This window comes from Streptomyces sp. NRRL B-3229, from assembly GCF_000719505.1.
Taxonomy (GTDB): Bacteria; Actinomycetota; Actinomycetes; order Streptomycetales; family Streptomycetaceae; genus Streptomyces; species Streptomyces griseorubiginosus.
This window is the reverse complement of record NZ_JOGP01000003.1, coordinates 151,136-164,076: the sequence shown is the minus strand read 5'-3', so window position 1 is coordinate 164,076 and position 12,941 is coordinate 151,136. Positions and strand designations below refer to the sequence as shown.

The 12,941-nt window shown below is 72.2% G+C and carries 11 protein-coding genes and 4 tRNA genes; 5 read left to right on the top strand and 10 right to left on the bottom strand.

The window, feature by feature from the left end:
* Window positions 1-128: 128 nt before the first annotated feature.
* Window positions 129-1,106, top strand: a complete 978-nt coding sequence (locus IF54_RS0105665) for an acyl-ACP desaturase (protein WP_030315144.1) — start codon at window positions 129-131, stop codon at window positions 1,104-1,106.
* A 127-nt stretch (window positions 1,107-1,233) separates the two neighbouring features.
* Window positions 1,234-2,070 (top strand): hypothetical protein, encoded by an 837-nt coding sequence (locus IF54_RS0105660; RefSeq protein WP_030315143.1) that lies wholly within the window; start codon window positions 1,234-1,236, stop codon window positions 2,068-2,070.
* Between the two features lie 17 nt (window positions 2,071-2,087).
* On the opposite strand, the gene IF54_RS0105655 is transcribed toward IF54_RS0105660, so the two are convergent.
* A tRNA-Trp gene (locus tag IF54_RS0105655) sits at window positions 2,088-2,163 on the bottom strand.
* A gap of 117 nt (window positions 2,164-2,280) precedes the next feature.
* Here IF54_RS0105655 and IF54_RS0105650 point away from each other — a divergent pair.
* Both IF54_RS0105650 and IF54_RS0105645 read left to right on the top strand, forming a co-directional pair.
* Window positions 2,281-3,684 carry a DUF2201 family putative metallopeptidase gene (locus IF54_RS0105650; protein WP_030315142.1) on the top strand — a complete coding sequence of 468 codons (1,404 nt, stop codon included), beginning with the start codon at window positions 2,281-2,283 and terminating at the stop codon, window positions 3,682-3,684.
* Complete coding sequence (locus IF54_RS0105645) at window positions 3,685-5,478, top strand: AAA family ATPase (protein ID WP_030315140.1); 1,794 nt, start codon at window positions 3,685-3,687, stop codon at window positions 5,476-5,478.
* Between the two features lie 109 nt (window positions 5,479-5,587).
* On the opposite strand, the gene IF54_RS0105640 is transcribed toward IF54_RS0105645, so the two are convergent.
* From IF54_RS0105640 to IF54_RS0105615, 6 genes are all read right to left on the bottom strand, one after another.
* Window positions 5,588-6,775, bottom strand: a complete 1,188-nt coding sequence (locus tag IF54_RS0105640) for a ribonuclease inhibitor (RefSeq protein WP_107047797.1) — start codon at window positions 6,773-6,775, stop codon at window positions 5,588-5,590.
* Window positions 6,772-8,100: an SDR family NAD(P)-dependent oxidoreductase gene (locus IF54_RS0105635; RefSeq protein ID WP_030315136.1), complete on the bottom strand. Its 1,329-nt coding sequence runs from the start codon at window positions 8,098-8,100 to the stop codon at window positions 6,772-6,774. The genes IF54_RS0105640 and IF54_RS0105635 overlap by 4 nt, the downstream gene beginning before the upstream one ends.
* 36 nt (window positions 8,101-8,136) lie before the next feature.
* Window positions 8,137-8,208: transfer RNA gene (locus IF54_RS0105630), tRNA-Ala, on the bottom strand.
* Window positions 8,209-8,217: 9 nt separating this feature from the next.
* A tRNA-Glu gene (locus IF54_RS0105625) sits at window positions 8,218-8,289 on the bottom strand.
* 11 nt (window positions 8,290-8,300) lie between these two features.
* Window positions 8,301-8,374: transfer RNA gene (locus tag IF54_RS0105620), tRNA-Ser, on the bottom strand.
* A 59-nt stretch (window positions 8,375-8,433) separates the two neighbouring features.
* Window positions 8,434-8,682, bottom strand: coding sequence for a WhiB family transcriptional regulator (locus tag IF54_RS0105615; RefSeq protein ID WP_199821181.1), 249 nt, complete (start codon window positions 8,680-8,682; stop codon window positions 8,434-8,436).
* A gap of 256 nt (window positions 8,683-8,938) precedes the next feature.
* Here IF54_RS0105615 and IF54_RS0105610 point away from each other — a divergent pair, with 256 nt between their 5' ends.
* A complete protein-coding gene (locus IF54_RS0105610; protein WP_030315132.1) occupies window positions 8,939-9,733 on the top strand; it encodes a VOC family protein in 795 nt (264 codons plus the stop codon).
* A gap of 15 nt (window positions 9,734-9,748) precedes the next feature.
* Here IF54_RS0105610 and IF54_RS0105605 read toward each other — a convergent pair whose 3' ends face one another.
* The 3 genes from IF54_RS0105605 to IF54_RS0105595 form a co-directional block, all read right to left on the bottom strand.
* Window positions 9,749-10,786 (bottom strand): LacI family DNA-binding transcriptional regulator, encoded by a 1,038-nt coding sequence (locus IF54_RS0105605; protein ID WP_030315129.1) that lies wholly within the window; start codon window positions 10,784-10,786, stop codon window positions 9,749-9,751.
* Between the two features lie 187 nt (window positions 10,787-10,973).
* On the bottom strand, window positions 10,974-11,888 hold the full coding sequence (locus tag IF54_RS0105600; protein ID WP_030315127.1) for an ornithine cyclodeaminase family protein: 915 nt from the start codon (window positions 11,886-11,888) through the stop codon (window positions 10,974-10,976).
* A gap of 14 nt (window positions 11,889-11,902) precedes the next feature.
* On the bottom strand, window positions 11,903-12,883 hold the full coding sequence (locus IF54_RS0105595; RefSeq protein WP_030315126.1) for a multicopper oxidase domain-containing protein: 981 nt from the start codon (window positions 12,881-12,883) through the stop codon (window positions 11,903-11,905).
* Window positions 12,884-12,941: the final 58 nt, after the last annotated feature.

The window sequence follows — 12,941 nt, the reverse complement described above, 5'->3', positions numbered from 1 at the left end:
TCAGGGATCTTTACGACACCCTTAACCTACGGTCTCGTAACCTACGGTTTCGTAGCCTACGATTCCGTAGGTTCCCGGCACCGCTCGCCGGCTCCCAGACGTATTCGCCGTGTCCCCCTGGAGCACCTGTGACGATCACTTCCCCTCATCTCGGCAGCCCGTCCTCCGCCTGGACCGACGCGCGGCTGCTGTACGCGCTGGAGGAAGTGGTCGAGAAGGAACTCAACCGGCATCTGAAGGTCACCAAGGACTGGATGCCGCACGAGTACGTGCCGTGGGGCGACGGCCGCAACTTCCCCGGTTTCTTCGAGGACGGCGAGGCCTGGGACAAGGAGCAGTCCAAGGTCACCGAGATCGGCCGGATCGCCCTGGTGGTGAACCTCCTCACCGAGGACAACCTCCCCAGCTACCACCACGAGATCGCCTCGCTCTTCGGCCGGGACGGCGCATGGGGCACCTGGGTGCACCGCTGGACCGCAGAGGAGGGCCGGCACGGCATCGTGATGCGCGACTACCTGCTGACCTCGCGCGCAGTGGACCCGGACAAGCTGGAGCAGTTCCGGATGGCCCACATGAGCGAGGGCTTCGAGTCGGACAACCGGCACTCGATGCTGCACTCGGTCGCCTACGTGGCCTTCCAGGAGCTCGCGACCCGTGTCTCGCACCGCAACACCGGCCACCAGTCCGGGGACCCGGTCTGCGACCGCATGCTGGCGCGCATCGCGACCGACGAGAACCTGCACATGGTCTTCTACCGGAACCTGCTGAAGGCGGCCTTCGAGCTGGCGCCCGACCTGACGATGATGGCGGTGCGCGACGTCGTCGTGAACTTCCGGATGCCCGGTCACGGCATGCCGGGCTTCGAGCGGGCCGCCGCGCAGATGGCGATCGGCGAGATCTACAACATGCGCATCCACCACGACGACGTGCTCCAGCCCGTGCTGCGCTTCCTGAAGGTCATGGAGATCGACGGCCTCGGCCCGGAGGGGCAGCAGGCGCAGGACGAACTCGGTCTGTTCATGGGCGGGCTTGACGCCGAGGCCCTCAAGTTCGACGAGAAGCTCGCGGCGCGCAAGGCTCGGATGGCGGCCCGCGCGAAGGCCTGACGCCGGCCCGGCCGACCTGTCGACTATCCGGTGTCGGCCCGGCCGACCCGTCGAGCTGCACTGCCGGCCTTGCCGGCCCGTCGTATATCCGGTGCGGGGCGCCCGTCGCCTGCGACATCATGCGGTCATGCGTGACAGCAGCACGGATCAGCGGGCCGTCGGCTTCCTGCTGGACCTGATCGACGCCGACTCCGCCGCACGGATACGGCGGCGGATCGGCGCGCCGCGACCGGGCGGCAACCGGCGCCGGGCCGCACAGGCGGCCCTGAGGCTGACCCCGGTCCCCTCCTCCGTGCTGGTGTGGATCCTGGAGGAGGACGACCCCGAGCTCAACGCGGCGGTGTACGGGCACCGTTCGGCGGACGAGCCGATGCGGCGGGCGGTGCTGCGGGGCATGCCGTTCGGTCCCGGCCGCGCGGGCCCGCTGCGCCTGGACACGGTCCTGCGCAAGCACGCGGTGGAACCTCCCGTGCCGCAACCCGTCGTGGCGCTGGGGCTCGTCGGTGCGCTCCGAGCCGCCACCGCCATGGGGTCGGCCAGGGAGGCCGCGTCCATGGTGCTGGGTCAGGACGACTGGCGGACGGTCACCGCGGCCGACCGTGAACGCCCGCTGCCCGGTTACGCCCGCTGGGCCCTGTCCGTACGCCCGGACTGTCCGCCCGCGCTGCGCGAGCAGTTCGGCAGCCACGCCAAGTTCGACCACCGCGTCCGGCAGGCGGGAGTGCTGGCCGGACCCGGTGTCTACGCGACCGCGCACGGACCGGCCGCGCACGTCCTGACGGTGCTGTCCCTCGGCCCCGCGCTCTTCCCCGCGCGCGTGCGCGACGCCGAGAACGCCCTGCGCCCTGTGGTGCGCGACCACTTGGGCGACCGGGAGGAGGCCTGGGCGGTGTTCGCGCAGCTCCTCGACACGTTCCACGGGACGGCGCCGGAGCTGATCATGACGGCGGGCGCGATCGCCTGAACCTGCCGGGCAAGGGGGGCGGGGCGGCTGGATTCGAACCAGCGTGTTCTGGTTTTGGAGACCGGTGCGCCTGCCTCTGCGCTACGGCCCCGCCCTTGGTCCCCGAGCCTAGTGCGCCGGTCCGACGTGGGTGGGCGTAATGCGCTGGCCCGTTGTCAGTGGGCGCTGCTACCAATGAGGCACGGGGGAATTCGGTACGGGGGGCTCGGCATGGCGTACGGAGAGCGGGGGCGGCGTGTCCCGGTGGTCGACCTGGCCGACCGCCGGGCGCTGGAGCGGTACCGCCCGGCGGACGCGGGGGTGATCGAGGAGGCGCGGCGGCTGAAGGAGGCCGCGCTGCTGGACTTCGGGCTGACCGAGTCGGCGGTGGCGTCCTGGCTGTACGCCAAGTGCCACCACCAGATCCCCACGACCGCGATCGACACCGCGGCCGTGGTGGCCTCGGGCGACGGCTCCTGCCTGCTGCTCTACAACCCGGGCTTCTTCGTCGGCCTCGGCCTGGACGGCGTCAAGTTCGTGCTGTTCCACGAGGCGCGGCACCTCGTGCACCGGCATCTGTTCACCGACCCGGAGCTGCGCGCCGACCCGGTGTTCGAGCTGGCCTGCGAGGTGTCCGTCAACCATGTGGCGCTGGTCCGGCTGGGCCGCACGCGGCTGCCCCTGCTGAACGGCCGCCCCACGGGGGTCGACCCGCGCGAGGTCCACGACGCCTACGTCCGGGACCTGACGGCACACGGCCTGGAGCCGGTGCCGTACGAGGTGTTCACCGAGACGGACATGCGGGTGTACGGCGAGCTGAAGCGCATGCACAGGCCGCCCGTCCCCGCGCGGCGGCTGTGCGTGCACCTGCGCGAAGGAGGCGTCCCGGCCGACCAGGAGACCGTCGACGAGGTGACCTCCTCGGCCCTGCTGAACTCCCTGCTGGCGGCCCGGCGGGGGCACGCGGGCGCGGAGCGGGAGCTCCTCGACCTGATGGACCGCACCGAGGACGGCAACGCCCGGGCCGCGCGGATCTGGGGCAGTCTGGGCGCGGGCACCCTGCGCGGCGAGACCACGCGCACGCGTACGGTCGACTGGTGGCAGCGCTGGCTGATCGACGTGCTCGGCTCCAGACTGCGCGACGGCGAGCGGCTGGTGTACCCGAAGAAGCGGGGAGCGCTGCTCGCCGCCCTCGGCCAGGACCCGATGCTCTCGCGGCGCGGTCCGGTGCGGGAGAAGGTGCTCGTCGTCGCGTACGACACCTCGGGCTCCATGCCGGACCACGTGATCCAGTGGCTCACCCGGCTGGTGGGCCGGATCGACGGGGTCGAGGCGCACTGGCTCTCCTTCGACGCCGTGGTGATGCCGTTCGCACCGGGCGAGCGGGTCTACGGCGGTGGCGGCACCAGCTTCCAGGTGGTCGCGGACTACGTGGAGGGCCGTACGGAGGTCGGCGGGCGGCGTTTCGACGTCACCCCGGACGCCGTCGTGGTGCTCACCGACGGATACGCCCCGCCCGTCACGCCAGCCGAGCCGGACAAATGGATCTGGCTGATCACCGAGGGCGGCAGCGAGTGGCCCGAAACCCACACACCGGCGATGGACTGCCATCGCGTCACCACAGGATCACGGTAAATGACCACGGACACCGAGCAGTTGACGACATCGCGCCTCGAGTCGTTCATCGACGCGATGATCGACATGGGGCAGACGGGCCAGATCTTCGGCGAGCACGGCATCGGCAAGACGGCGACGTTCTTCTCGCACATCGGCCGGGCCCACCCGGACGCCACGCTGGTGTACGTCCCGGCGGCCAACCTGACGCCGGACGACCTGCTGGTCAACGCGCCGGTGCGCGACCCGCACACCGGTGAACTGGTCCTGCGCCAGCTGGTGATGAGTCAGCTGAAGCCGGGACGGCCGTTCGTGCTGCTCATCGACGACTCCCTCCAGGCGGGCGAGACGATCCAGTCGCAGCTGATGCAGATCGCCTGCAACTGGACGCTCGGGGAGCACGACCTGCGGGCGCTGGGCTGCGTCGGCGTCTTCCTCACGGACAACGAGTCGCTGGCCGAGACCTCGGCCCGGCGCAGCGACCTGGCGCTCCTCGACCGCATGGTGACGTTGCGGATCACGGCGAACGACACCGCGTGGCGGCGGCACCTGGCCGCCAAGTACCGCCTGTGGGACCTGACTCCGGTGTTCTCGCTGTGGGCGTCGCTCTCCCCCGCCCTGCGCGAGCTGCTGTCCCCGCGCACCCTGGACCACGTGCTGGCGAACGCCCGGGAGGGCTTTCCGCTGCGCTGGGGGCTGCCGTTGGTCGACGGGGAGCGGCTGCGGCTGGCCGAGCCGGGTCCGGACGGCAGGCCGGGGCAGAACCGCACCGCCGAGATCCTGGACCGCGTCGCCGCGCTCCTCGGCGTGTCCAATCCGCCGAGCGTCCCCGACCCGGTCCGGCAGGTGCTGCGGGCCGCGCTGCGGGGCCGCTGGACGGTGCTGCTCCAGGGCCCGCCGGGCTGCGGGAAGACGGAGCTGGTGCGCGAGACCGTGCGGACGGCCCTGGGCCGGGAGCCGCTGTACTTCTCGCTGCCGGTGACGAACGTCGAGGACCTGTGCGCGCCGATCCCGTCCGCCGACGGCACCCTCGACAACCTGCTGGCGGCGAAGTTCACCGGGCCCGAGCCCAAGGCGATCGTGTGGGACGAGTACAACCGGCCCAAGGACAAGGCCGCGTTCGCGAAGCTCATGGAGATCACCCAGGAGTGGTCGCTGGCGGGGCGGCGGATCGAGAACCTGCGGGCACAGATCGCGGTACAGAACCCGCCGTACCATCTGGGCCGCAAGATGCTCGTGTCCCGGAACAACATCGCGCAGGCGACCCGGTTCACGGCTTCGCTCCAGGTCGAGCCCGAGGACATACCGGCCAACGAGTGGCTGCTGGCCCGGTACGGCTCGGACGCCGAGACCGTCCTGGAGTGGTGGAAGCACGACATCGACGACGAGGGACGGGCCTGGATCACCAAGCGGACGCTGGAGCGGCTGATCAAGCTGCACCGGCGCGGGCTGCCGCTGGAGATGGGCACCGTCTATCTCGGCGACGGCGAGTACGCGCCGGTCCCGCTCACCGCATTGATCGACCGCTTCCGGGGCCGCCCGGTCACCGGTCTGCGCGAGCTGGCGCGGGACCTCGACGCCTGGGAGGCCCGGCTGCGCCGCGCCGCCGGCCACTCCTCGGAGGGCGGTGACGACAGCGACACCGTCCACCAGATCCTCGCCAACGCGGAGTTGTCCCAGCTGCGCAAGCACCGGGCGGCCGTGACGCGCCTGGTCACCCTGCTGCCGGCGAAGCTGCGGGCGACCTATCTGGTGGGCGCGTCGGCGCAGCAACAGCGCTTCTGGACGGAGGTGTTCATGGCGATGGCCCGATGACCGGGCGTCGGACCGGTCGCCGGTAGCGGGTCACCGGGGGCCGGTCGGCGGACGCCGGTCGCCGGTCGCCGGTCGCCGGTCGCCGGTCGCCGGTCGCCGGTCGCCGGTGTCAGTCTGCGGCACTCGCCGGCGGGGTCCGGTGCACGCTGCGTACGGCCGCCACGTCCGCCGGTACCGACGGGGGCGGGAGATGGGCGCTGTGGGCGGCGAGACGGCGTTTGACGCTGGCGGCGATGCCTTCGCCCAGGACGAAGCGGGTGGCCGTGGTGGCGCGGGGGGCGGTGTCCAGGAGGCGGTGGGCCTCGCGGCTGCGCATGCCGGTGTGGGCGAGGACGAGGTGGGTGAGCCGATGTCCGGCGGTGCTCGCGAGGACGTCCGCGATCGTCTCGGCGGCCGTCAGGTCCACGTGGTTGTCCCGAGCGCCGAGCACGGCCGCCGCGCGTACCCGGCCGAGGTCCAGCAGTTCCACGCCGGCCGTCGTCGCCGCGGCGACCAGCCGGGCCGCCGCCGGGGGGCCGATGCCGTTGCTCGCGACCGACAGACGGGCGAGCCGGCCGTGCGGCGCCCGGTCCAGCGCCGCCGCGAGCCGGAGAGCACCGGCATCGCCCAACCCGGCCGCGGACACGTACAGTTCGTCGACCGCGCCCGATGCGATCACCCCGGCGAGCGCTCCCGCCCCCGCCTCCCCCAGCGGGTTGCCGCCGACGAACAGCCGCTCGATCCGTCGGCCGTTCTCCGCCGCGGCCGACAGTGCGTCGGCCAGGACGGCCGCTCCGGCGGCGTCGAGCCCGGTCTGGACGAGGTCCAGGGTCCGCAACGAGCGTGCGGCGTCGATGAGTTCGGCGGCCGCCCGGCCGCCCCCGGCGCCGAGCGGGTTGCGCTTGAGCCAGACGCCCGTGACGACCTGCGGCGAGGCCCGCAACTGGTCGGCGATCCGGCAGGCGCCGCCCTCGGTGACGCCGTTGCAGCCGAGGTACAGGGTCTCGACGCCGGTGCCCGCCCCGGCCACCGCGGCAGCCCCGTCGTCGCCCAGCGCGTCGGTCCCCAGCAGCAGGTGCCGTACCGGGGAAGGCCCCTGGGACAGCGCGTCGGCGACCAGTGCGGCACCCTCGGCGCCCAGGGACTGCTTGCACAGGTCGAGTCGGCCGTCGGGCAGCGCCGTACCCGCCGCGAAGTCGAGCCGCTCACCCGCCGGGCGGCCGGACCGCAACCAGTCGAGCAGCGGGGCGAGTTCGGCGACCGGCCGGGGCGCGACGTGCGGTACCCCCGCGAAGGGGCCCTCGGCGTCCGCGCTCACCACTCCGCCTCCTGGTAGTCCTTCAGGAACACCCCGGACACGGGGTCGCCCGCCTCGCCGCGCACGATCGGGTCGTACACCCGCGCCGCCCCGTCCACGATGTCCAGCGGCGTGCGGAACCCGGCGCGGGCCATCCGCTCCTTCTTCGGCGCCGGGTTCTCGTCGGTGATCCAGCCGGTGTCGACGGCGCACATGTGCACCCCCTGCTCGGCGAGTTCGGCGGCGCTCGTGCGGGTGAGCATGTTGAGGGCGGCCTTGGCCATGTTGGTGTGCGGATGCCCGGGCATCTTGTTGCGGACGGCGAACCGTCCCTCCACCGCTGTCACGTTGACGACGTACCGGCGCGGGTGCGGGGAGGCGAGCAGCAGGGGCAGCAGACGGTCGCAGAGGAGCGCCGGGGCCAGCGCGTTGACGAGCTGGGTCTCCAGGACCTCGGCGGGGTCGAGCGCGCCGAGCCGGGCCGACCAGGAGTTCTCCGGGGACGGGTCGGGCAGCAGCCCGGCCTCATCGGCCTCGCGCAGCGCGACGGGCAGGGCGGCCGCGCCGCTCTCCAGCATGCGCGTCGAGACGAAGCCCGGTGCGCGTCGCGCCCCTTCGGGCAGCGCGTCCCGCTCTCCGGCGGCGAGGAGGGCGTACGACTCGGGCGGTCGGCGTACCGTCTGCGCGGCGTTGTTGACGAGGATGTCCAGGGGGCGGCCCTCCCGGCACAGTTCCTCGCACAGTCCGAGCACCTGGCGCGGGTCGCGCAGGTCGACGGCGATCACGGTCAGCCTGTCCAGCCAGTGCGCGCTGCCCGGCTCGGCCCTGAAACGGCGCACGGTGTCGTGCGGGAAGCGGCTGGTCACGAGGAGTTCGGCGCCGTCCCGGAGCATCATCAGGGCCAGCTGGAAGCCGATCTTCACTCGTCCTCCGGTGAGCAGCGCGCGGCGGCCCGCGAGGTCGGTGCTCAGACGGCGACGGGCGGTGTTGTCGGCGGCGCAGCGGGGGCAGAGGCGGTGATAGAAGACGTCGACCTGTCGATAGGACGTTTTGCAGACATAGCAACTGCGCGGCTTGCGGAAGACGCCCACGTCACCCGCGTCGCCGGACACGGCCAGCGGCGCGTCCTCACGCCGGTCCTGGGCGCCGGTGGCGGTTGCCGCCATGGCGGCCGCGTCGGCCGCGGCCGTCTCGGCACCGCGCGCCTTGCGCCGCCGCAGCCGTCCGTCGCGGGCGAAGGACGCGGCGACCTGCTCGGCACGAAGCCGTACCGGGTCGTCGACGGGCAGCTCGCGCAGTCTGCCGACCGTGCGGTGGAAGGCGGCCAGCTCGTCCTCGTCGATCATGTCCCCCCTGCGCCCCGCCCCGTTCGTCACCTGCCGCGGACCGGGTCGGATTCGAACCGACGTTCCCTTCATGCGATGAAGGTGCGCCTGCCTCTGCGCTACCGACCCCTGTGCCATGGGCCCCGGCCGGATTCGAACCGGCGTATCCGCCTTGAGAGGGCGGCGAGTCTGCCTCTGCTCTACAGGGCCCCACGGACGCAGCCCGGGGGTCGGATTCGAACCGACGTACATCGCCTGAGCAAGGCGGTGCGCCTGCCTCTGCGCTACGCCCGGGTGCGCTCCGGGATCCTAGCCGTACTCCCGGCCGGCCGGCTCATCGGTTTTCCGATCGACTCACCGGCTGTCCAGCCGCCTGATGTCGAGCCGCTCCTTCTCGGAGAGGCCTCCCCACACGCCGAAGCGCTCGTCGTTGGCCAGGGCGTACTCGAGACAGGCCGGGCGCATCTCGCACATGCCGCAGATGCGCTTCGCCTCCCGTACCGAGCTGCCCGGCTCCGGAAAGAAGAAGTCCGCCCCGGTCTGCGCGCACAGCGCCTGCGTCTGCCAGTCGAGGCCGCCCGGGCTGATGGTGTCTGTGTGCATGGCCGAGATCGTGCCGGGCAGCGAAAAACGTTCGATCAACGCCGGATCAACGCCGCCGTTCATGACCGCCGGTCGCCTCGTCGGCCCTCGCCCCAGCCGCCTCGATGGTCCTCGTCCCGGCCCCCGGGCGCACGGCGGCGCGCTGGATCGGTTTCGCCTCGCACCCGGTCCGTCCCGGCATCCCGGCGGCGATTGTCGGTGGGCGGTGCCAGACTCGGCAGTGCAGGCAACGGGACCCCGTCAGAGGAGGGCAATGATGCTCACGACCCGTTATGTCACCGGCGCTCCGAACTGGCTCGACCTCGGCACCCCGGACATCGACGGTGCCACGTCCTTCTACGGCGGACTGTTCGGCTGGGAGTTCCGGCCGGGCCCGCCCGAGGCCGGCGGGTACGGCTTCTTCCAGCTCGACGGCCGGACCGCCGCCGCCGGTATGCAGACCGCCCCGGACCAGGGGCCGCCCTCCTGGACCGTGTACTTCCAGACCCCGGACGCGGACGCCACCGCGAAGGCGGCCGAGGAGGCGCACGGCTCGGTGCTGATGCAGCCCATGGACGTGATGGACCAGGGCCGCATGGCGATCCTCGCCGACAAGGCCGGTGTGCCCTTCGGCATCTGGCAGCCCGGCCGGAACAAGGGCCTGGACGTCACCCAGGTGCCGGGCGCCCTGTGCTGGGTCGAGCTGTACACGGCCGACCTGCCGATGGCCGCCTACTTCTACCGCGCGGCGCTCGGCCTGGAGACCTACGCGGTCGACTTCCCCGGCGGCACGTACACGACGGTCCTGCCGGACGGGCAGAGCGAGGACAGCATGTTCGGCGGCATCGTCCCGCTCGTCGACGACCCGCTGGAGGCCCGGGACGGGGCGTACTGGATGCCGTACTTCGAGGTGACGGACACCGACGCGACGGTTGCCAAGGCACAGGAGCTGGGCGGCAGGGTCCGGCTGCCGGCCACGACCGTGCCGGGCGTCGGCCGGGTCGCCAAGCTGGCCGATCCCTACGGAGCCCGCTTCGCGGTGATCAAGAGCGAGCCGCAGACGTCCTCCTAGGGGTCACACCACACCTCACGCCGAGGCGCGCCGCACCAACGTGGTCGGGAGCACCACACCGGTCGGCGCGGCGCCCGCCGGTCCGGCTGCCGGTGGGGGGTCGAGACCCCGCAGCAGCAGGCGGGCCATCAACCGCCCCATCTCCTCTATGTCCTGGCGGACCGTGGTCAGGGGCGGATCGGTCTGCTCCGCGACCGGCAGCATGTCGTCGAAGCCGATCAGGGCCACGTCCTCGGGCACCCGGCGCCCGCGTTCGCGCAGCACGCGCAGGGCGCCGGAGGCGGTGAGGTCGTTGGCGGCGAACACCGCGTCCAGGCCGGGGCACCGGTCGAGGAGTTCCCGCATCGCCCGCTCCCCGCCGGCCGGGGTGAAGTCGCCCGGCGCGACGAGATCCGGGTCGGCGTCCCCCATGACGTCCCGGTAGCCGTCGAGCCGGTCCACCGCGGAGGTCTGGTCGAGGGCGCCGGTGATGTGGGCGACGCGGGTGCGGCCGAGGCCGAGCAGGTGCCGTACGGCGTCCCGGGAGCCGCCGCGGTTGTCGCTGTCGACGTAGACGACGTCGGTCGTGCCGTCGCTCCAGCCGGGGCGCCCGCCGAACACCGTGGGGACACCGGCCCGTTGGATCAGGCCGGGCAGCGGGTCGTCCAGGTGGAGGGAGAAGACGAGCGCGCCGTCGACGTGTCCGCCGGCGAGGTAGCGCGCGACGCGCGTGTGGTCGTCGCGGCCCTCGGTGAGCAGCAGGACGAGCTGGTTGTCGTGGGCCGTCAGCTCCTTGCTGATCCCCCTGAGTTGCAGGGCGAAGAAGGGGTCGGCGAAGACCCGGCTCTCCGGTTCGGCAACGACGACGGCGACGGCGTGGTGCCGCCGGGTGACGAGGCTTCTGGCGGCCTGGTTGGGCACGTAACCGAGTTCCTCGACGGCCCTGCGCACCCGTTCGACGAGCGGCTCCCTGACCCCGTCGCCGCCGTTCACCACCCGGGACACCGTGGCCCGGGAGACCCCGGCCCGGGCGGCCACGGCCTCCAGAGTGGGACGTGGCGCGGCGTCGTTCACTTCGGACTCCTCGTCGGCGGGGTGCCGATCAGGATAGCTCTGCGGGAGGACTCCATTGAGAGCGCTCTCGCCACGAGCCGCCAAGTCACCGCGTCACCGCGTCACCGCGTCACCAAGCTTCGGCAGCGCATGGCGCCCCGCGCCGCACCCTGACTCGCCCCCAGGCCGGTCCTCTCCGCAACCCGCTTCAGGCCAACAGATCCACCCGTCGCCCCACCCCCTCCCGCGCGGCCCGCTCGTACGCCGTCCAGGCCAGCGCGAGGTCCTGCCAGGGCATGCCGACGGGGGCGTAGACAGTGAGGTCCGTGTCGGTGGTACGGCCGGGATGCTCGCCGCGCACGACCTCACCCAGGGTCGCGTCGGCCTCCCTCGACACGCCTACCCCGGCGGCCAGTTCGCGGTCGTCCACGACCAGCAGGGCCGCGTCCAGCAGATCGGGGGCCAGTTCAGCCTTGCCGGGCTCGTCCACGCCCAGGCTGGTGAAGTGCCGGCCCGGCCGGGAATCGCTCAAATACAGAAGCGGTTCCCGGGACCAGGTCGCCGCAAGGACGATGTCGGCGATCTGAGCCACCTCCGCGGCGGAGGACAGCACCCGGCCGCCGTGCCGGGCGGCGAACCCGGCGGCGCGGTCGGCGGACGTGTCGTGGACGACGAGAACGCCGCGAGGCCGGAGCGCGGCAAGGCCCCGCACCATCAGCTCGGCCTGCGCGCCCGCCCCGATCACCCCGACGGCTTCTCCCCAGCCGGCCAGCAGATGGGTGCCCAGGGCCGCCGCGAGCCCCGTCCGCCACGCCGTGACGGTCGCCGAGTCCAGCAGCGCCAGCAGTTCGCCGTCGGTCCCGCTGTGCAGGCAGATCACCCCGCGCAGGGCGGGCCGGGCACCGGGGAACTTGGCATTGACCTTCACCGTGTAGGCGGGAACGCCGGGCAGCAGGCCCGGGATCAGTGCGGTCGCCGTGCCGGGGAACGGGAGGTCCGTGCGCACCCGTTGCCCCGCGATCGGCGCGCTGTCCGTGGTGCTGAAGCCGTCGCGCAGGGCGTCGAGGCAGGTCGCCGGCTCCAGCACCGTCTCCAGATCGGTGCGTGTGAGAAGAAGGGTCACCCGCCCATGATCGGTCAGTGGTCGTGCTCGGCCGGCTGCCCGGAGTGCTCGTGCGGTTCGTAGCCGGGGATCGTGCCGTCCTTCTTCTTCACCAGGAACAGTCCGACCATGCCCATGTCGGAGTGGCTCTGGACATGGCAGTGGTACATCCACGCGCCCGCCCCGACCCCCTCCCCCGCGATCACCTGGAAGCCGAAGGAGTCCGCCGGTCCCACGATCTTGTTGTCGATGACCTGGCTAGGGTCGTCGGGGCCGGTGAGCATGCCGGTGCGGTTGTCCGCCCAGCGGTGACCGTGCAGGTGGAAGGTGTGGTAGTACTCGCCGTGCGTGATCATCACGAACTCGACCCGATCGCCCACGGTCGCCTCGAAGTCGGGTCCGGAATGGGCGGGCTTGTTGTTGATGAGCATGTCGTTGAAGACGATCGTGTGGGTGGCGTCCGGGAGCACATCGCCCTTGCGGCGGACGATCACCGGGCCGTAGAGGCCCCTGCGGATGCCGCCGGTGCCGTGCTCCGTGCCGACCACGTGGTCGTGGTAGTGCCAGTAGCCCGCGCTGCCCGCCCGCCAGGTGCCGTCGCTGCGGCGGCCCGGCAGATGGGTGCGCCAGGTGTAGGTGCGGGTGCCGCCCGGCTCGACGTCACTGTGGTTCAACGCCGTTCCGTCGCTGGAGACTTCGTAGTCCAGGCCGTGGACGTGCAGGCTCGCCCGGACGTCCATGGTGTTCTCGAAGTCGATGTACAGGGTGTCGCCCTCGTTGAGCTCGATGAGCGGTCCGGGGACGGTCGCCTTGCCCTTCTGGAGGCCGTAGCCCATCTGTCCGTCGGGGAGCCGCTCGGCGTACAGCTTGATCCGCTTGACCTCGCCGCCCGGGGGCGCCAACGCCGGACCTGTGTCATCACTGCGGGCCTCCGGGGCGAGCGACAACGATGTCGCGACCGCCGCGCCGCCGAGCAGCACCCGCCGGTTGAAGCCACGTCTGTCCAGTGCGCCCATGCGGAACTCCCCACCGTGGTAAGGGTTTGACGGAGACGTACCTGTGATGAACCTGTGA